Here is a 19,313-nt window from a genome sequence, read left to right as displayed (position 1 = left end):
ACCTATGCCCAAGACCCCCTTTACCTTCAATTTGTCCCCGCAAGGCAAGCTGCGCTGGGCGATCGCCAGCCTGCTGCTGGCCACCAGCCTGCCCCAGGCGCTGGCCGGCGGCGTGGTGGTCGCCCCCGGGCCCGGGGGCACGGCGCAACTGCAGACCCAGGGCGGCGTGCCCATCGTCAATATCGTCGCCCCCAACGGCGCGGGCCTGTCGCATAACCAGTTCCTCGACTACAACGTTGACCGCCAGGGCCTGGTACTGAACAACGCCCTGCAGGCCGGGCACTCGCAGCTGGCCGGCGAGCTGGCGGCCAACCCGCAGTTCCAGGGCCAGGCGGCGAGCGTGATCCTCAATGAAGTGGTCAGCCGCAATGCCTCCGCCATCAATGGCGCCCAGGAAATCTTCGGCCGTGCCGCCGACTACGTGCTGGCCAACCCCAACGGCATCTCGGTCAACGGCGCCAGCTTCATCAACGCGCCCAACGCCAGCCTGGTGGTGGGCCGGCCCGAGCTGGAAGCGGGCCGGCTCAAGGCCCTGGGCACCCAGGACGCCAACGGCCGGTTGCAGGTGCAGGGCGCTGGCCTGCGCAACGACGGCGGTTCGGTCAACCTGATCGCCCCGCGCATCGACAGCCAGGGCCGCCTGGATGCCCGGGACCAGCTCAACCTCACCGTGGGCCGCAACCAGGTGGATTACACTAGCGGCCAGGTCAAGGTGCTTGACGGGGGCGCGGCCAGCGGCGAGCAGCGTATCGACGCCAGCCTGTTCGGCGCGATGCAGGCCGGGCGCATCAATATCGTCAGCACCGCGCAGGGTGCCGGGGTGCGGGTCGGGCCGGAGCAGATCGAAGGCCGCGACGGCGTGCGCATCGACTCGGCGGGTGACCTGAACATCAGCGGCGCCGCCGTGGCCGACTCGCTGCAAGCGACCCGCGCGGGCGTGCGCAGCAGCCAGGGCAATGTGCAACTGCGTGGTGCCCAGGACCTGACCCTGGCAGCCGCCGACGTGGCCGGGCGCGACGTCAAGCTCGACGCAGGGCGCAACCTCACCCTGAGCACCGTGCAAAGCCGCAAGCTTCAGGAAAAACGCGAGAACTGGCGCAGCGGCGCGTTGGGCATCGATTGGGAAACCTACCAACGCACCCAGACCGACAGTGATACCCGCGAGCATGGGGTGCAGGTCGTGGCCCAACGTGATGTACGGGCGAACGCCGGCCAGGATCTCACCGTCAATGCCACCAGCATCGAGGCGCCCGGCCAACTGAGTCTGAACAGCGGTGGCGACCTGCGCCTGACCGCCGCCACCGAACGCCAGGTCAACAGCGACCAGGGCAAGCACACCAAGGGCTTCTGGAAGGCCGACTGGGACAACCGCAGCGAAACCCAGCGCAGCGTCACCAGCCAGCTCAAGGGCGGCGATATCGAACTGCGGGCCAAGGCTTCGGTGCTGGCTGAAGGTGCCCAGCTGACCAGCGGCCAGGACATCCGCATCGCCGGCAAGCAGGTGCAGATCAGCAACGCCTCGCGCACCGACCAGCGCGACAGTCAGAACCAGCAGAGCAAGTTCTTCGGCGTCAGCCACAACGAAGCCAAGCAGAACAGCCGGGAAAGCACCGCCGTGCGCAGCGAGCTGGTGGCCGGTGGCAGTGTCGGCCTGAACAGCGCCGAAAGCATCGAGGTGGTCGGCTCCACGGTCAAGGCCACCGGCGCGTTGAACGCTGACGCGGCGGGCGACCTGAAAGTCGCCTCGGCCCAGGACACCCGCGAGCATGGCAGCGCCAGCAGCAGCCGTGGTTTCGTGGCCTCGGCCAAGGAGACCGCGTCGGGCTCGGGGCAGTATCGCGCTGGCGTCGGCTATGCGAGCGATCGCCAGAGCGCCACTGGCAGCCAGGTCAGCCAGCAGGGTTCCAGCCTCAGCGGCAGCGAGGTTCAGCTGACCGCCGGCGCTGACCTGACCGTCAAGGGCGCAGCGGTGAAGTCCACCGCAGGCGATACCACCCTGACCGGCAAGCAGGTGTCGTTGCTGGCCGAGCAGGACAGCCGCAGCGAGTCCCGCGACAGCAGCCACACCGGGGGTGGCGTCTACCTCACCGCCGGCCTCGACCGTGCCGGCGCCGGGGTCGAATTCGCCCATGGCACCCAGCAGGACACCTCGAACAGCAGCACTGCCAAGACCACCGGCATCGACAGCGCCGGCAGCTTGACCATCAAGGCCGACACCCTGGCCAGTGAAGGCGCGCAGGTCAACAGCGCCGGCACCCTCAGCGTCAGCGCCAACCAGGTGGACAACCGCGCGGCTCGCGACACCACCAGCAGCAGCCACCAGCAGAGCAACTGGACGGCGGATGTCGGCGTCAATGTCGAGTACAAGGACATCGCCCGGCCGATCGCCGGGGTGGTCAAGGATGTGGTGGGCGGCAAGGTATCGGTGAAGGACGCGCTCGACGGCAAGCTGCCGCTGGGCGATGTCAAGGACGTGCTTGCCGGCAATACCACGTTGACCGACGCCTTGGGCAAGCTCGGCACGCCGAACCTGGGCGTCGACCTGGCCGTGGGCCATGCCAGCCAGCAGCAGGGCGAGCAGGCCGGCACCGCGGTGGTCAGCCAGTTCAACGGCCAGGGCGTCCAGCTGGACGTGGCCGGTGCGCTGAAGGACCAGGGGACCCAGTACAACGCCAATGGCGGCGCGCTGAACATCAAGGCCGGCGCGTTGCAGGCCGACGCCGCCAGCAACACCCACAGCCGCAGCGAGCAGCAGGTGAATGCCGATGTATCCGCCCGGGTCTACACCAAGACCGGCGAGGACCTGAATGTAACCGCCAGTGGTTCGGGGGGGAGCAAGAGCCTGGCCGAAGACCGTTCCACTGCCGTGGTCGGCACCTTCACTGGCAATCAGGGCCTGAACATCCAGGTCGGCGGCGATGCCCGCTTCGAAGGCAGCCGCCTCGACGGTGGCCAGGGCGCGGTGGCCGTCAACACTGGCGGCAAGCTGGCCCTGCAGCAGGCCAGCAACCATGAGCGTCGCGACACCAGCAGCCTCGCTGGCAGCGCTTCGCTGACCGTGGGTACCTTGCCGGTGGGCGACAAGGTCGACCTGGGCGCGGGGCTGCAACTCGACCATGCCGGCGCACACAGCGCCGACAGCAAGGCCCAGGTGGCGAGCATCAGCGGCAGCGGCCCGGTGCGGCTGGGCAGCGGTGGCGACCAGACCTTGCAAGGTACGCGCATCGACGCGGCGGGCCCGGCCGAACTCAAGACCGGTGGCGCTCTTGACCTGCAGGCCGCCAGCGACACCCGGACCGTCAGCGGCAGCCACCTGGGCGGCGGCCTCAACCTCGGCGGCAAGGCAGCCACCGGCGAGCAGGGCCGCGACCTGAGCGGCAAGCTGGGCGGCAACTTCAATGTGGGCCAGACCAACGAACGCTCGCAGACCCTGAGCGGCGGCCAGCTGAACAGCCACGCCAATGTGGACCTGGCTGGCCAGTCGGTGCATCTGCAGGGCACGCAGGTCGCAGCTAGGGGCGTCAACGTCGGCGCAGGCGAGGGTGGCCTGGCGCTGGAATCGGCGCAGTCCACCCAGAGCCGCAACAACTGGGGCGTCGAGCTGAAGGCCGGCGGCAACCTGAGCCGCAATACCCCGGTCGACGCCGGCCAGCAGGCCACTGCGTCCCATGATTTCGACCTCGGCGGCAAGGTGCATGTGGATCATCTGCAGGGCACCACCCAGCAGAACAGCCGGATCGCCGCCGACACGGTGGCGTTGAACAGCACGGGCGCGGCGCAACTGAGCGGCGCCCGTGTCGAAGGCCAGCACATCGGCGGCAAGCTCGACGGCGGGCTCAGCATCCAGGAGCGTCAGGACACCACCACCTCGGTGCGTCTCGACCTGGGCGCCGGCCTGGTCGGCAAGCCGGGCGAGGCCAAGGAGGGCGAAGCCAAGCCCGCCTTCGGCTACACGCCGTCGTTCAATGCCCAGGGCGAGTTCGTGCGCAAGGCCGGGGTCCAGGAAACGTCGCAGATCACGGCGCAGCGCGAGCTGGGGCTGCAGGTCAAGGGCGTGGAGCAGGGCGGTAACACGGTCGGGGCCGAGGTGAAACCGCTCGGTTACCAGGTCAAGGCTACCCTCGACCTGCCCAAGCTGCCTGAAGCCGGCCTGCCCAGCGTATCGCTGGATGACGGCAAGCTGAAGGTCGGGCCGGTGACGGTCGAAGGTCATGTCGATGGCTGAGCATCTGCCCTCACACCAATGAGGTCCGGGGCGCTTTGCGCCCCTTTTTGTTGGTTTGCATTGGGGCGCGGTGCCTGTAGTCCGATCAATGATGCAGAGATGGCTTTAGGCCAGCGTTAAGCGTTATCTTCCCCTCCAATTTTGCTTTTGCGACCCACGCCGACTCGATACGGCACGGCGTTGCGTCGAATGGAAGGACGCCAGGAATGAATCGAAAGGAAAAAGACATCCTGTGGTTGGGTGAGGAGTACGCCTCGCTTGGGCCTGCAGTACGTGCGGCATTGGGTATCCTGCTGGAGCGCGGTGAGTGGGCGTGGTGGGATGCTCGAGCGCTGATACCGGTCCACCTGGAGAAAGCTGTTTGGCGCAACGGGCCGGTCAGTTGGGGGGGGGATGCCAGCGTGCTCGATGCAGAGCAGTGGGTCGATCCTCTGCGCGCCATCGCGCTTGGGCGGGCCTTTGAGAGTTTGTCATGGCGAGAGATGCCAGCGATCAAGCTTTCAAGATCGGTATGGGATTGGGAGGGGGGAGCCGATACCATCGCCTCGGTTTTAAGCGAGCTTTCCCTGCTGGTGGGGCCGGGTTATGTCTTTCCAGAATGGCAGCGTAATGCCAAACCTCGCTTTCCGCGGATCCACAAGGAGCGACCACGATCCTATGTGGCCGCTGGCCCTGATTTACCCTTAGAGAATCTATTGGTGGGGGAGTCGGAGCAACTGTCCTGGGAGCTGGCCACGCGTCGTGACGATGTGGTCGACATTCTGGTAGTCAGCAACCTCGAGTCCTTACGCGCGGTCGCTGCTGCAAAACTGGTCATCGTTCAGGGCAATCCACTGGGTAGCGTGCTCGCACAGGTCAGCCGTTTGCGTGATGACCTGAGTGCACAGTGTGTGTTGCAGATTAACGCTGCTAACCACGGCGTCATTCATTGGCTACATAATGTGCTGTGGTTGTGGTCCTATGCAGGCATGACCTTCGTCCAGGCAGTCAGGCAGGCAACGGATGAGCGTGGTCTGCAGTTCCACGTCCTTTCTTCCACGCAATCCTTCTTGAATGTTCGTGGGGGTTTTCCCGAAGACTCAATGATCAAGGCACGGAGGGTTCCTGACCCTGTACGCCGCGATCCAGGACCGGATCGACTTACGCCTGGGGTTATCGATTCCGTATCGAAAGAGCTCGTCAAGGAGACGCCGTCCATCGTGCCGCCCAAGGAGCCCCCGCCAAAGGTGTTGCCGCCGGAGATTACAGAGCGGCCAGTCGAGGATTACCGCGTTCCTGTTTTGCGCCCAATGCCTGATACTCGGCCGCCTTCTCCCTCTAGGGAGGCCGTTTCTCGGCCTCGGCGTCCAGTGAAGCCGAGGCCGTCCCCGCCGATCGAAAGGGTGCTGACTGCATCGGCCCGACAGGGCCAGAACCCAGTCGATTACTGGCCGACAACAGGCCAGGTCGAGTTGGATCTTGCGATTGTGGTAAAGACGCCGTTGCAATCCGGCACCCCGACATTCCCGGAGGACAGAATCGAGTGGGTAGATGATTACAAGGGGCTGCAGATCCACTTGTTCGAGTTTGGGCAAGCCCCCGTGACTCGTCCGCTGTACTTGCCAAAGACTGATGGGTCAGGAGTCGTTACCTTTATCCGGGAGGGGAGATGTGGCGAGGTCGACCTGCGCTTTGTGGTAAGCGACGGTGCGCAAATCCTTCAAACCGCCCGGTTGCAGGCTAAGCCGAATGAAACCATCAGTTTCTTTATCGAGAATGTGGTCACACCGCTGCATCGTGAAAAGAAGACGTTCGACCTTGCCCTGCTGGTCAACGACAGTCTGGGTAACCAGCCCAGCGTTTCTATCATTACCCAGGCAGGGAAACCGATATTCGTTCCGTTGGGCAATGATGAAATCGCAGAGGCCCGTAAAGAACTGCTATTTACGCTGCAGAGTGCGGTGAATAACCCCGAGGCAGATCTGGCCCCGCTGATGATGGACCTGGCAAACGACGGCGCGCTGCTTCAGCGATTTTTGACAGAGCGCGAACCGCAGTGGCCGGGCAGTGAAGGGCGTTTGCAGCTGGTTTCGCAAGATCACGCATTCTTTCCGATCGAGTATCTATACGATGGGCCGATCCCACCGTCCAGAAAGGCTCCGCTGTGTAGTCAACGCGTGACGTGCCTCAAACGAGGAAGTGCCGAGCCGGGCTGTGGAATCCGAAAGGCCCGTGAGCAACTATGCCCAATGGGGTTCCTGGGTATATCGGGCATCATTGAGCGGCATACCTGGACGCCGGGACAAGCGCCGAACCTATGGAACAGACCGCCCGTTGAACAGCCCGGAAGGCATCGGATCGATGACCTGTCGAAGGTGGTCTTTACCGCCAGTGACCGGGCCGATGTGTTCTGGGACGGTGATGTCGAACAAGAGGTCGTGCGGCTCCACACGATTGAAACAGCACTTGCGGTCAAGCGGGTGGCAACGTGGGAGGATTGGACTTACAGGCTGGAACTGGAATCACCTTCGATGTTGCTCATGATTCTGCACAAGGACAAAAACTGGCTGTACACAGGGGCGGAAGATTCACTCTCACTTGGCGGCATGAGCGAGCAGCATGTAGGCGGTGCTCCCCTGGTGATCGCAATTGGGTGTTCGACTGGGTTGGGCGAAATGCCCGGGAGCAGTTTGCCGGCAATTTTGCGCAACTGTGGAGCGAGTGTAGTGATCGCGGCCATGACCAGCGTACTCGGCCGCCATGCCAACCGCGTGGCCCGTGATCTGGCCAAGCACTTGCGTCAGGCGGCCAGCGCATGGGGCACCGTTCATATTGGAGAGATCATCAGTGCGTTGCGCCGCCAGTTGTTGATCGAAGGCGTGGCGCTGGGGCTTGCCGTGGTCGCCTTCGGTGATGCCGATATCGCCCTGGGCAAGGATGGCAGGTGAGCATGTTCAGAGTCAGGTCTATACAGGTTGACCACGGTGATTCGCTGCTGGTCAGCTACACGAGCGATGGCCATGTCCGTCATCTTCTCGTGGACGGTGGTCCGGCAAATCCCTCTAAAACCTTGCAGAAGGTGCTGAACAAGGTACTCGGGGAAGAAGGTGTGAATGGCCGGCTTCGCCTTGAGGCACTGGTTGTCACGCATTATGACCTTGACCACATCGAAGGCGTGATCGAACTGTTGCAGCAGAAACCGTCCTGGCTTGAGATCGGTGATGTCTGGTTCAACGGTTACGAGCACCTGCAGCCCGTGGACAAACTTGGCCCTGCGCAGGGCGATAAGTTGAGCAGGTTGATTCGATCCCTTGGATTACCCTGGAATGCATCTTTCCCAAATGACAGGGCGGGTGGCGAAGGAGGGGCGATCCACCAGGGCGTCTTGCCAGTAACCCTGCCAGGAGGGCTTGAAGTGCGTGTGCTTTCTCCCGATGAGCCAGGTTTGAAAGCGCTCGCCAGAGTATGGACGAACCCTCAATCACCGCCGCCCGATGAAGGCGTAGTGCACGGTGATAGTTTAGGCCCGAATGATCGCTGGCCGCTGAATGACTATCGTGACTACCGCATCGGGGGGTTCACCGCTGATGGATCGACGCCCAATCGAAGTAGCATTGCTTTGCTTCTGACCTTCGACAACAAGCGGGTATTGCTGGCGGCCGATGCGTTAGCTTCAGTGGTCACCAGCGGTCTCAAGATGCATCTGCCCGATATCAGACCCATTGATCTTTTGAAGGTTTCCCACCATGGCAGCAAGCGCAACACAGATCGGGATTTGCTGGACAGGATCAACTGTCGGCGATTCTTGATCAGCACGAGTGGCGCGAAGCATAAACACCCTGACTTTGATCTGATTGCTTTGTTGCTGAGCAGAAACAACTGTCCAGACATCATTTTCAATTATGGCAAGGGCCATTGGCCTGGAGAGTGGCGAAACAAGCCGCCCAGCTGGCGGTTTAACGCTGTCTTTCCTCGGTCTAACGATCTGTTTGTGGACATTGAACTCTAGGCTTTGTACGAACAAGCGCTGGGCGGGGCGAGCCCTAGGCATGACGTCATCGCAGGTCATGTGTGCAACCAGGCCCTTGCCTGCAACGCCCTCGCTCAGACCGCCGAAAACACCGACCCGGTAATCCGTTCGCTCAACAGCTCCAGAACCCGCAACCCCGCCAGCGAGTTGCCCGAGGCGTTCAGCGCAGGCGACCACACGCAGATGCTGTAGCGCCCCGGCACCACCGCGACGATACCGCCGCCCACGCCGCTCTTGCCCGGCAGGCCGACCCGGTAGGCGAAATTGCCCGCCTCGTCATACAGCCCGCTGGTGGCCATGATCGCGTTCACCTGCTGCGCCTGGCGTGGGCTGAGCACCTGCTCGCCGCTGTGCGGGCAGTAGCCGCTGTTGGCCAGGAAGGCGAAGCCACGGGCGACGTCGGCGCAGCTCATCGACAGCGCGCAGTGATGGAAGTAGCTGCGCAGCACCGCGTCGACATCGTTGTGGAAGTTGCCGAAGGCCTGCATCAGGTAGGCCATGGCCGCATTGCGTGCGCGGTGCTGGTACTCCGACTCGGCCACCACCGTGTCGCTGACGATACGCGGGTTGGCCGCCAGGCGGCGGACGAAGTCGCGCATCGACAGGGTAGGTGTGGCATAGCGCGATTGGTTGATGTCGCAGATCACCAGCGCCCCGGCATTGATGAACGGGTTGCGCGGGCGGCCCTTTTCCACCTCCAGCTGCACCAGCGAGTTGAACGCCTGCCCCGAAGGCTCGTAGCCCAGCCGCGACCAGATGTCCTCGCCGCTGTGATTGATCGCCTGCACCAGGCTGAACACTTTGGAGATGCTCTGGATCGAGAACGGCGTGCGCGCATCCCCGGCGCAGTGCAACTGGCCGTCCAGGCTCTGCACGGCGATGCCCAGCTGGTTGGGGTCGACCTGGGCGAGGGCGGGAATGTACTGCGCCACCTGGCCCTGGACGAGCAGGGGGCGGACGTGGTCGAGGATCTCTTGCAGGAGTGCTTGCATCGGAAAACCTGGTGCGGAGGAAAGACGCGGTGGAAAACGTTCAGGTAGACGATGGTCGCTGGCTGTGGAGCACATCTGCCCGCGTCGACTCTTGTGATGATGCGTTACCTGCAGGCGCAGGCTTGCCCCGCGCCTGCAGCGACCATGCTTTACGCGTTGGAGGTTGCCTCGAACGCCGTGGCGTACTGCACACTGCCCTTCGGCACATCACCGCTGAAGGCCAGGGCCTGGAAGTACTCGGCAGGCACGCCTGGCAAGGTCAAGCCCGGCTGGGCCTTGAAGCCGAAGCGGGCATAGTAGCGCGGGTCGCCCAGCACCACGCAGCCCTGGCCGCCCAGCCCATGCAGCCGGGCCAGCGCGGCATTGATCAGCGCCGAGCCGATGCCTTGCCCTTGGCGCGCCGGCGACACCGACACCGGCCCGAGGCCGAACCAGCCGCTGGCGCCCGACGCCAGGGTGACCGGGGAAATCGCCACATGGCCAACGACGGTGCCGGCTTCCACTGCCACCAGCGAGACAGTGAGCTGCCCCGCCCGACGCAACGCCGTGACGATGAACTGCTCGGTGTGGCTGCTGTGCTCGGCGTCGGCGAAGGCGGCTTCGGTCAATTGGCCGATGGCGTCGATGTCTTCGGGGCGTTCGTCGCGCAGGGCGATGCCATTGTCCAGGTGTCTGCGCGTGTCGGCGTCGATCAGGCCGCGCAGGGCCTCGAACAGCGGAGTGGCGGCGGTGTAGCGCTTGCCGTAGTTGAGGTTGAAGGCGTAGTCGAAGCCCGGAGGGTTGCGGCCCTGGTTGTGCTGCAACAGGGTCTCCAGTTTGTCCAGGGCCTTGACCGCCTGGGCCTCGGCGGACGTCGCGGCTTCATAGTCTTCCCACAGCCCCATGATCTCCTCGCGCAGGGGCGCATCCAGGCTCGCCATCAGTTGCAGCAGGTCGTCGCGCTCCTGCTGGCTCTTGTCGGGGAAACCCTGCTTGCTGACGGCGGGCACGTCGCCGCTGATGGCCTCGCCGAGGTCGTGGACCAGGCACATCTTCAGGACCTTGAGCAGGTCGAGGTCGCCCAGTTCGTCGGCGAAGGTGATGGCCATCAGGCACAGCCGCCAGGTGTGCTCGGCGGTGCTTTCGGCACGGCCGCTGGAGGTATGGGCGCTGCGCAGCACGCTCTTGAGTTGTTCGGCCTGGCGCAGGAAGTCCAGGCGGTTCTGCAGCTTTTCGATGTTCATGGTCACTCCATGTCCTGGGGCGGTTCAGCGTGTCGGCATGATAACCCCAGACGCCCGTCGGCTTTCATGGATCTGACGCTTGCATGTTCGGGGTACTCAATCCCACGCCCGTTGCCTGGCCAGCACCGAGGCCGGCGTTTCCCCCACCAACTCGGTATACAGGTTAGGCGCGGTGGCCCCTTCGGTGCTGATGAGCAACACCCTCGAATCGCGCCCGAGGCCCACCCGGGCCGCCAGCGCAGGCACCGCCATCAACCGCACCAACCCTGCCAGCCCGGCCACCGCCGACTCACCCGCCAGCAACGGAATGTCCCGGGCACCGCCTTGCGCCAGGCGACGCATCGCCGCGATGGCATCGCAGTCACCCAGGGTCATGAAGAAGTCGACGCTCGGCTGCAGGAATCGCCATGCCAACGGTGAAGTTTCCCCGCAGGCCAGCCCGGCCATCAACGAGTCCACCGAGCCGCTGGCGGCACCGGGCTGGCCGGCCATGGCGCTTTGCAGCAGGCAGTCGGCTTGCTCAGGTTCGACCACGATGAAGGTCGGACGCTGCTCACCCATCAGCTCCCACAGGTAGCTGACGATGCCCGCCGCCAAGCCACCCACGCCTCCTTGCAGGAACACATGGGTGAAGGCCGGGTCTTGTCCTCTGGCCTCGACCAGTTCGGCGGCGAGGGTTCCGTAACCCTGCATCACATCGCCGGGAATCTGTTCGTAGCCATCGTAGGACGTGTCTGAAACGACCTGCCAGCCGTGGGCCTGGGCCAAGCCCGCGGCGTGCGCCACCGAGGCGTCGTAGTTGCCCTCGACCCGTACGATCTGCGCGCCGTAGGCGGCAATGGCCTGTTCGCGCTCCATGCTGACGTGGGCGTGCAGGACGATGACGCAGCGACATCCCACGCTTTGCGCGGCGGCGGCCAGGGCGCGACCATGGTTGCCGTCGGTGGCGCTGACTACGCTGAAACCGGCCAGCTGGCTGGCGTACCGCCCGGCGAACAGGTCGGCGGCGGTGAAACCGTGCCCGGGGAAGGTGCGCAGGATCAGGCGCACCAGGGCGATGGGCGCCCCCAATGCCTTGAAACTGCCCAGGGGTGAGCGCACCGATTCGTCCTTGACCCGCACCTGGCCGACACCCAGTTCGGCGGCCAGGTCCGGCAGGTCGTAGAGTGGCGTGCCCGTGGCACGCAGTTGCGGCCAGTGCGCCAGCCATTGGCGGCTCTCGTTTGCCTGGCGGATGTTCATCAGGGCTTGCAGGGCGCGAGGGTAGGGCGTGCGGGTGGCGTTGGGGTTGGCGAAAAGCATGTGATTCTCCAATAGGTAGAGCAACAGGGCGGGATCAGCGTGTGGGGTTCAGCCGCGTGGTGACCACGTCCAGCAACACCCGCGCGCCGTCGAGCAACTGGGCGTCGTCGGTATGCTCGCGGGGGTTATGGCTGATACCGCCCTGGCTGGGCACGAAGATCATCGCCGCCGGGGCGATACGCGCGATCATCTGCGCGTCGTGCCCGGCGCCTGAGGTCATGCGCCGATGGCTCAGGCCCAGGCGCCGGGCGCTGGCCTCGATGGTGTTGGCCAGCGTGGCGTCGAATGTCACCGGCTGGAAACGCACCAACTGTTCGGTTTCGAGGGTGACCCCTTCGGCTTCGGCAAGCGCCCGGAGTATCCGCGCCAGGTGCGCCTCGGCCTGTTGCAGGCGCTGTTCATCCGGGTCGCGCAGGTCGACAGTAAAGGTGGCGCGGCGTGGGATCACGTTGATCACGTCGGGCTCGAAACGCATGCAGCCGGTGGTGGCCAGTGTCGTGCCGCTATCCCGGGCCAGGCGCCGCAGCTCGGTGACCGCGGCGCAGGCGACGAAGCCTGCGTCGTGGCGCAAGCGGGTCGGGGTGGTGCCGGCGTGGTTGGCGTTGCCTGTTACCGTCACCTGCTGCCAGGAGATCCCTTGCAGATCTTCGACCACCCCGATCTGCGTCTGCTCGGCTTCCAGTAGCGGCCCCTGTTCGATATGCAGCTCGAGGTACTCGTGGGGCATGATCGCGCCAGGTTCCATATCGCCGGCGTAGCCGATGCGTTGCAGCTCGTCACCCAGGCGGGTGCCATCGGTGCCGAGAGTATCCAGCGCCGTCTGCAGCGCGAGCCCGCCGGCATGCACCAGCGAGCCCATCATGTCCGGCTGGTAGCGCACGCCTTCCTCGTTGCTGAAGGCCGCCACGGTAATCGAGCGTGCGGGCGTCACGCCGGCCTCGCGGTAGGCCCGCTGTACCGCGAGCCCGGCCAGTACGCCATAGCAGCCGTCCAGGGCGCCGGCATTGGTAACGCTGTCGATATGCGAACCGATCATCAGCGGTGCGGCATCGCCGGGGGCGCGCAGCGTGCCGAAGATATTGCCGATGCGATCGATAGCGACTTCCAGTTCGAGCTCGCGCATCCAGGCAACCAGTCGGTCGCGGCCGGCCTTGTCCGTGTCGGTGAGGGCGATGCGCGTGCGGCCTCCGTTCTGCGCATCGGCGCCGATCTCGCCCAGTGCACGGATCTGTTCCAGCAGTTTCGGGCCGTTCAGGTGCAGTTTGATCATGCGTTTCTCCAGGGCCTCGTTCAAGCGGTGTGGGCGAAATGATATTTGCTTGTGCTGAACTGAAAGATTGATTTTCAGGCCAAAAGCGTAATTTCATTGCGGGTGCATACGCCTGCCAGGACCCCACCTACATGAGCCTTGACCCCTTCGACCGCGCACTGCTCGACGCCGTGCAGCGTGATGCCAGCACTTCCCAGATCGACCTAGGCGTGCAGGTGAACCTGTCGTCGGCTGCGGTTAACCGCCGGCTGAAGAAACTCACCCAAGACGGCGTGATTCAGCGCACCGTGGCCCAGGTCGATCCGCTGGCGCTGGGTTACACGCTGACGGTGATCACCGAAGTGGAGGTGGAGAACGAGCGGCTCGACCTGCTCGACGCCATGAAGCGCACCTTCATGGCCTGCCCGCAGGTGCAGCAGTGCTACTACGTGGCGGGAGCATGCGACTTCGTGTTGATCATGCTGGTGCGGGACATGGCGCAGTACACCCAGTTGACGCGGGAGCTGTTCTTCCAGAGCAACAATGTGAAGCGCTTCAAGACGCTGGTGTCGATGAGCAATGTGAAGACCGGCTTGCAGGTGCCGGCGACCTGAGACGAGCTCAGGCCACGCCGATCTCATCCATGAAGTCGTCCAGGAACGACGCCAGCCGTTCATGCCGCAGCATGGCCAGGCGAGCCCCCGCAGTTGTCTGGAACCCCGAGGCGAGCTTGAGCAGCTTGGTGTGGAAATGCTCGATGGCGTACCGGTTGTCCTGGTGGTCTCGCCCTTCGGCGGTGGGGTTTTCGAAGTCGTACAGTGACGAGCCCATGCGGCCCGCGACATAAAAACAACGGGCGACGCCCACCGCGCCGAGGGCATCGAGGCGGTCGCTGTCCTGGAGGATCTTCGCCTCCAGGCTCAGCGGCGCGATGCCCGCCGAGAAACTGTGGGTCTGCACAGCATGGGCCGCTTGTTCGACGCGTGCCGATGGCCAGCCCATGTCAGTGAGGATCGCGGCGGCCCGTTCGGCCGACAGTGTCGAGGCCTGGCTGCGCAGAGGCGAGTTCTTCTCCACCGCCACGCAATCGTGCAGCACGGTGGCGGCGAGCAGCAGTTCAAGGTCGCCACCTTCCTTGGCCTGGATGCGCCGGACGTTGCTCCACACCCGCTGCACATGGGCGAGGTCGTGGGAGCCGTCGGTGCTGGCAACGGGCAGGCAGGGCAGCAGTTCGTCCGCCAGGGGCTGCAGGGGAAAGAACGGCGCGTTGGCCATCGCGTGTGCTCCATCAATCAGGGGAGGGGTTGAACATTGTTTCGGCGCGGCAACGGTATACCAATCGTCGCTGCTTCGGGCAGGGCGTGCGGTCAGCGGCAACACAGGCAACCACCGCGATGACGACAGTTGTCGGTATTGAGCGGGCGTGAGCTCGCGGTCAATACCGCAAGTTCAAAGACTGCCTGTTGTTCTGCCGGCTGGCTGGGCGAGAAATGCTGTTATCAGTGAAGTGACCTGCTGCTGGATCACCTCGCGGGCGCGGCCGTTATCGCCGTCCAGGCAAAAGATGCCATCGCCGGGCACTTGCGCTTCGAGCAATGACTGTGCGCCAGGCTTGCACGCATTGTCGGCGATCAGTTGCGCGGTGGTGGTCGCTGCGGTCGGGTACCAGACCACCATCTGCAGTGGGCGGCCAGTGTGCGAATCCTGCAGTGTGGAGGATTGGAAGCCGATGGGCGTTCTCATCGGCAAAGGCAAGCGTCGTCAGGCAAGCCCACAACAGTGCGCCGAAAACTGTTTTCAATCTCTTTTCTTCCTTGAATGGGTGCGTGTCATGCCGGGGTGGACGCAGGTCCTCTGCGACAGGTGATCGTTTTACCTCAGAGCGCGTACTGGGCGATACCGTTGCCGAACGACCAGTTCTCCTTGCGCACTTCGACCAGGTTGATGAACACGTCCTGCGGGCGGACCCCGGCCTCGCGTTCGAAGCCTTCGGCGATCGCCTGGTACAGCGCTTTCTTCTGCTCCAGGGTGCGGCCTTCGCTGAGGGTGATCTGGATGAACACCTGGCCGTCGGAGCGCTGGATGCCCAGGTACTGCGGGTCGAACACCAGGCGATCACCGTCGTGCTCGGTCAGGACCTGGAAGTTGTCGTGCTCGGGGACATTGATCGTGCGCCGCAGGCAGTCGTAGACGATCTGGCCAAGCGTGCGCAGGTGGGTCGGGTCGGGTCGGGGTGGCGCTTGATGTCGATGCGTACCAGGGGCATGTGGACTCCTTGGGCTATGCCAGGCGAGACGCAGAAGCAGGTAGGACAGGGTCGGGGCAGGGCAGAGCCCGGCATGTGGCCGGGCTCTAGAAGGCATTACTGAGGCAACAGCTTGTGGGCGCGTTCGCTGGCGTTATTGAAGACCTCGATCAGTCTTTTCGCCAGTACGTCTTCGATTGCCGCGGCGGTGAGCAGGCCCTGGGTAAATCCGATGCCCTGATCCTTGGCGACCGCCAGTTGCTGGCTGTTCTCCGCTTCGGCCAGGTCGCCCAGGTAGTGTGCTGCACGAAAGGCGTAGCGCTCGGGGAGGGTCAGCTGTTCAAGCTCCTTCAACGAAAGGGCGAACTGGCTGGCGGCGGCGGGTTTCAGGCTGAGGTGCTCGAACTGGAGCAGGCTCAGGCGATCGGTAGTCAAGGCGAATCTCCGTTTCTCTGCGGGAATACCCGGTTACTGTCCTGCCTTTTGCCGGTCAGCGCAAGGGTGGCCAGGGCGGTGGCGCGAAAAGAATTGTCCTGGGGCGGTGACAGGAGAGGCGCGTGTCATGCGCCGCGCAGGCAGGCCTGGGCGCATCCTCTGCTTGGCGCGCATGCTAAAACGTTCTAGCCTTTGCGTTTTGCTCATTGCCGTAAGGAACACCCGCATGACTCCCACCCTCAGCCGCCGTCGCGTGCTCCAGGGCGCGCTCGGCGGCTTGGCCCTGCTGGCCCTGCCAACCTGGGCGGATGACCCGCTGCGCAAAGCATTGCAGCAACTGGAGGCCACAACCGGCAGCACGATCGGCCTGTGGGCCCTGGACACCGGCAGCGGCCAGCAACTCGCCTGGCGCGCCGAGGAGCGCTTCGCGTTCTGCAGCACCTTCAAGGCCATCCTCGCCGGCGCCATCCTGCACCGCAGCCAGGCCGAGCCGGGATTGCTGGAGCGGCGTATCGCCTACGGCGCCGAACAGCTGGTGGTGTATTCCCCGGTCACCGAAAAGCACGTGGGCGCCGGCATGACCGTCGCCGGGCTCTGCGCCGCCGCGGTGCAGTACAGCGACAACACTGCCGGCAACCTGTTGCTTGAGCTGGTCGGTGGCCCGTCGGGTCTTACGGCGTTTACCCGCAGCCTGGGTGACCCGACGTTCCGCCTCGACCGCAACGAACCGACCCTCAACACCGCCTTGCCGGGCGATCCGCGTGACACCACCACACCCCTGGCGATGGGGGTGACCCTGCAGCGTCTGTTGCTGGGCGATGGCCTGGCTGCTGCCGAGCGCCAACAGCTGCAGGATTGGCTCAAGGGCAACACCACGGGCGATGCCCGCATCCGCGCCGGTGTGCCGAAGGATTGGGTGGTGGGTGACAAGACCGGGTCGGGTGACTACGGTGTGGCCAACGATGTCGCGGTCATCTGGCCCAAAGGCCGGGCGCCGTGGATCGTGGTGGTGTTCAGCCGTGGAACCAAGGCGGATGCGCCATGGAACAGCGAGACGATCGCGGCAGCCACGCGGGTGGTCGTGGAGGCCTGGAAGGGCTGAGCAATCGCTTGGACCATTACCCGAACGCGTGGGAGTGGGCTTGCCCCGCGATGAGGTCGGCTCACCCTACGCGTACGCGCCGCCGTTTCTTGAGGTACATCTGGCCATCGGCGTGGCTGAGCAAGGTGTCGGCATCCTCGCCATCGCTGGGGTAGCAGGCCACGCCGATGCTGCAGGAAGGCATCAGGACCTCGCCGAACTCGGCGCCGAGCGGTTGCTCCATGACCTTGGCGATCTGCTCGACCATCTCGTACACGGCATCCTCCGAGGGCACGTCAGTCAGCAGCACGATGAACTCGTCGCCGCCGATCCGCGCCACGGTGTCCGCCGCCTGCACACTGTCCTGCAGCCGGCGGGCGATGGTGCACAGCACGCGGTCGCCAGCAGCATGGCCATGCACATCATTGATGCCCTTGAAATCATTGACGTCGAGAAACAGCAAGGCCAGCCGTCGGCGCTGCTGGCGAGCCATGCGCAGGGCCGTGGCGAGGCGATCGTTGAACAGCGAGCGGTTGGTCAATTTGGTCAGCGGGTCGTGATGGGCGAGGAAGCGTAGTTCCTGCTCGGCCTGGGTGAGGGCGGTGACGTTGCGGGCCACACCGATCCGCGCGCCTACTTCATCGGACCAGGAGGCCGCCCAGAGAATGTGCACGATCTCGCCATCCTTGCGCACATAGCGGTTGCGAAAGTCACAGTGGGCGTTGCCGTTCATCACCCGCACGATCGAGGCGCGGGTGGCCTCCAGGTCATCCGGGTGCATGTAGCGGGTGATCGGGGTGCCGGTGAGCTCGTCGGCGCGGTAGCCGAGCAAGGCCTCGCAGGCATCGCTCACGAACACGATGGTGTCCTCCCGGTCGACCACGAACACGGTGTCCAGCATCAGGTGGATCAGCCTGGGGTAGAGCGCTTGCAGGTCGACGGGCATAGGGCGGGGGTGTCCGATACGGGTAGCCCGGTCATGGTCCGATCACGCAGGGCGGCCGCGCGATGTCCTGCAAGCCGCCGTGGGCCGCTTGCCGCGCCCGAGCAGCATACACAGGGTCGGGGGCGGGGCACTACCGGTATGACGTTCATGTGTTGCGACCCGGCGCGTGGAGCCGCGAAGGTTTGCACGTGCAGCCTCAGCTTCTGCACGTGCAGCCTTTGCTTCGTTCAGGTGTTATCAGCCTTGGTGGCCATCAGTGCGTTGAGTTCTGCATAGCTGTGGGCCTTCAACCCGCTGGTGTCGAGCTGTCCGTTTTCCAGGAAGCGCTGGGTCAGGCCGCTCATGGCACCGTAGAGAAACTCGGCGATGCTCGAACCGGCGCTCAGGCGGCGAACGCCAAGCCGTTGCAATTCGGCAGAGCTGGGCAAGCCTGCGCGCCAGAGTAGGTTGACCGGCAACGTCACCTCCCGGCACAGCGTGGCGATCTCGCCGGGCTCGACCACGCCGGCGGCGAACAGCCCGTTTGCGCCACCGGCGGCATACTGCGTGGCGCGACGCAGGAGCTCTTCGAGGCGTTGCTCGGCGGGCAGCAGGTGCTTCAGGTAGACATCGCTGCGCACGTTGATGAACAGGTCGACCCCGCGCTGGCTGGCGGCGTTTCTGGCGGCGTCGAGCTTGCGCAGGAGCTGTTCGGGGGGGTGGGTGCCGTCCTCGATGTTGATGCCCACCGCGCCGGCGGCGATGACGGTCTCGACGACCTTGGCGACCTGTTCGGGAGCGTCCGAGTAGCCGCCTTCTATATCAACGGTCAGCGGCACGTTGAGTACCCTTGCCATCGACTCGACGGTGCCGGCCAGCAGCGCCAAGGGCAGCTTGTCACCATCCTGGTAACCATGGGACCAGGCCACGGCGGCGCTGCTGGTGGCAACTGCCTTGCTGCCCTGGCGCTCGACCAGGCGTGCACCGCCGGCGTCCGCCACATTGGCCAGCAGCAACAGCCCTTGCCGGTGAAGGTCATGAAAAACGCGATCCATTGCTGCCATGAGTGCATGACTCCGTCGAATATCCTGAAGAGGGTTTGCTGCGCGCCCTAGATTGCCATTCAACAGGTCGGGCCTGCACGATTTTTCAAGATATTCCAGCGAAGCGTTGCGGTGGACTCCAGCCCCCAGTGGAGCTTCAGCGCGGAGCTGAATACACGGGGTGCTGATCAGCGGCGATAGTAACGACGCTCGTCGTCATAGCGATGGTGCAGGGCGCGATCATGGTGGCGGTCCCAGTAGCGTTGCCGCTCCATTGCCCGGCGGTGCTGCTCCCGGCGCCATTGTTCGCGGCGCCACTGCTCTCGGCGCCAGTCGTCGCGGTGGTCATGCCAGCGCTCGTCGTGGCGGTAGCGGTCGTCATGGGCCAGCAGCGCTGCCGATGGCGCGCTTGCCAGGCTGGGCCAGGGGTGTTCGGCTGCGGGATGGCTCGCCGCGTCGAGGACCAGGGCGGAAGGTACAACAGTCTTCATCGGTGCGGCGGATGCCGAGCCTGCGGCCGCGAGTGCGAACAGGCCAACGAGCAGCATGCATGGGGCAGGGATTTTCATCAGTGAAGACAACCT

At 64.6% G+C, this 19,313-nt stretch carries 15 protein-coding genes and 2 pseudogenes; 5 read left to right on the top strand and 12 right to left on the bottom strand.

Translation table 11 applies throughout. The features are described from left to right. The first annotated feature begins 4 nt into the window (after nt 1-4). The 3 genes from BMY03_RS05570 (at nt 5) to BMY03_RS05560 (ending at nt 8,213) form a co-directional block, all read left to right on the top strand. On the top strand, nt 5-4,225 hold the full coding sequence (locus BMY03_RS05570) for a hemagglutinin repeat-containing protein (RefSeq protein ID WP_094010481.1): 4,221 nt from the start codon (nt 5-7) through the stop codon (nt 4,223-4,225). A gap of 206 nt (nt 4,226-4,431) precedes the next feature. Next, the gene (locus tag BMY03_RS05565; protein ID WP_094010480.1) at nt 4,432-7,152 is read left to right on the top strand and encodes a hypothetical protein; all 2,721 of its coding nucleotides are present in this window, start codon (nt 4,432-4,434) and stop codon (nt 7,150-7,152) included. Between the two features lie 2 nt (nt 7,153-7,154). After that, nucleotides 7,155-8,213, top strand: coding sequence for a ComEC/Rec2 family competence protein (locus BMY03_RS05560; RefSeq protein ID WP_094010479.1), 1,059 nt, complete (start codon nt 7,155-7,157; stop codon nt 8,211-8,213). Nucleotides 8,214-8,308: 95 nt separating this feature from the next. Here the strand turns inward: BMY03_RS05560 and glsB are convergent, their stop codons facing one another. From glsB to BMY03_RS05540, 5 genes and pseudogenes are all read right to left on the bottom strand, one after another. After that, nucleotides 8,309-9,226, bottom strand: a complete 918-nt coding sequence (glsB, locus tag BMY03_RS05555) for a glutaminase B (RefSeq protein ID WP_038705799.1) — start codon at nt 9,224-9,226, stop codon at nt 8,309-8,311. Between the two features lie 149 nt (nt 9,227-9,375). Then, nucleotides 9,376-9,882: a GNAT family N-acetyltransferase gene (locus tag BMY03_RS26545; protein ID WP_237750150.1), complete on the bottom strand. Its 507-nt coding sequence runs from the start codon at nt 9,880-9,882 to the stop codon at nt 9,376-9,378. Between the two features lie 9 nt (nt 9,883-9,891). Then, nucleotides 9,892-10,449 (bottom strand): annotated as a pseudogene (locus BMY03_RS26540) (HD domain-containing protein); the annotation flags it as partial. Between the two features lie 96 nt (nt 10,450-10,545). Next, nucleotides 10,546-11,751: a diaminopropionate ammonia-lyase gene (locus BMY03_RS05545; RefSeq protein WP_094010478.1), complete on the bottom strand. Its 1,206-nt coding sequence runs from the start codon at nt 11,749-11,751 to the stop codon at nt 10,546-10,548. Nucleotides 11,752-11,785: 34 nt separating this feature from the next. Continuing rightward, nucleotides 11,786-13,021: a Zn-dependent hydrolase gene (locus BMY03_RS05540; protein ID WP_094010477.1), complete on the bottom strand. Its 1,236-nt coding sequence runs from the start codon at nt 13,019-13,021 to the stop codon at nt 11,786-11,788. Between the two features lie 131 nt (nt 13,022-13,152). Here BMY03_RS05540 and BMY03_RS05535 point away from each other — a divergent pair, with 131 nt between their 5' ends. After that, a complete protein-coding gene (locus BMY03_RS05535) occupies nt 13,153-13,614 on the top strand; it encodes an Lrp/AsnC family transcriptional regulator (RefSeq protein ID WP_023632458.1) in 462 nt (153 codons plus the stop codon). Between the two features lie 7 nt (nt 13,615-13,621). Here BMY03_RS05535 and BMY03_RS05530 read toward each other — a convergent pair whose 3' ends face one another. The 4 genes and pseudogenes from BMY03_RS05530 to BMY03_RS05515 all read right to left on the bottom strand — a co-directional run bounded on the left by BMY03_RS05530 (nt 13,622) and on the right by BMY03_RS05515 (nt 15,680). Then, nucleotides 13,622-14,275 carry an HD domain-containing protein gene (locus BMY03_RS05530; protein WP_094010476.1) on the bottom strand — a complete coding sequence of 218 codons (654 nt, stop codon included), beginning with the start codon at nt 14,273-14,275 and terminating at the stop codon, nt 13,622-13,624. Between the two features lie 174 nt (nt 14,276-14,449). Next, nucleotides 14,450-14,743: a hypothetical protein gene (locus tag BMY03_RS26900; protein ID WP_371041473.1), complete on the bottom strand. Its 294-nt coding sequence runs from the start codon at nt 14,741-14,743 to the stop codon at nt 14,450-14,452. 134 nt (nt 14,744-14,877) lie between these two features. Continuing rightward, nucleotides 14,878-15,266, bottom strand: a pseudogene (locus tag BMY03_RS05520) (tautomerase family protein). 96 nt (nt 15,267-15,362) lie between these two features. Further along, nucleotides 15,363-15,680, bottom strand: coding sequence for a hypothetical protein (locus BMY03_RS05515; protein ID WP_023632462.1), 318 nt, complete (start codon nt 15,678-15,680; stop codon nt 15,363-15,365). Between the two features lie 226 nt (nt 15,681-15,906). Between BMY03_RS05515 and bla the strand changes: the two genes are divergently transcribed. Beyond that, complete coding sequence (gene bla, locus BMY03_RS05510) at nt 15,907-16,782, top strand: class A beta-lactamase (protein ID WP_094010475.1); 876 nt, start codon at nt 15,907-15,909, stop codon at nt 16,780-16,782. Nucleotides 16,783-16,843: 61 nt separating this feature from the next. Here the strand turns inward: bla and BMY03_RS05505 are convergent, their stop codons facing one another. The 3 genes from BMY03_RS05505 to BMY03_RS05495 form a co-directional block, all read right to left on the bottom strand. Then, nucleotides 16,844-17,707 carry a sensor domain-containing diguanylate cyclase gene (locus BMY03_RS05505; RefSeq protein ID WP_094010474.1) on the bottom strand — a complete coding sequence of 288 codons (864 nt, stop codon included), beginning with the start codon at nt 17,705-17,707 and terminating at the stop codon, nt 16,844-16,846. 227 nt (nt 17,708-17,934) lie between these two features. After that, on the bottom strand, nt 17,935-18,750 hold the full coding sequence (locus BMY03_RS05500; protein ID WP_094010473.1) for an isocitrate lyase/PEP mutase family protein: 816 nt from the start codon (nt 18,748-18,750) through the stop codon (nt 17,935-17,937). 167 nt (nt 18,751-18,917) lie between these two features. Continuing rightward, nucleotides 18,918-19,298, bottom strand: coding sequence for a hypothetical protein (locus BMY03_RS05495; protein WP_094010472.1), 381 nt, complete (start codon nt 19,296-19,298; stop codon nt 18,918-18,920). Between the last annotated feature and the right edge of the window lie 15 nt (nt 19,299-19,313).

This window comes from Pseudomonas soli (genome assembly GCF_900110655.1).
GTDB lineage: Bacteria > Pseudomonadota > Gammaproteobacteria > Pseudomonadales > Pseudomonadaceae > Aquipseudomonas > Aquipseudomonas soli.
This window is presented reverse-complemented; position numbering and strand designations above follow the sequence as displayed.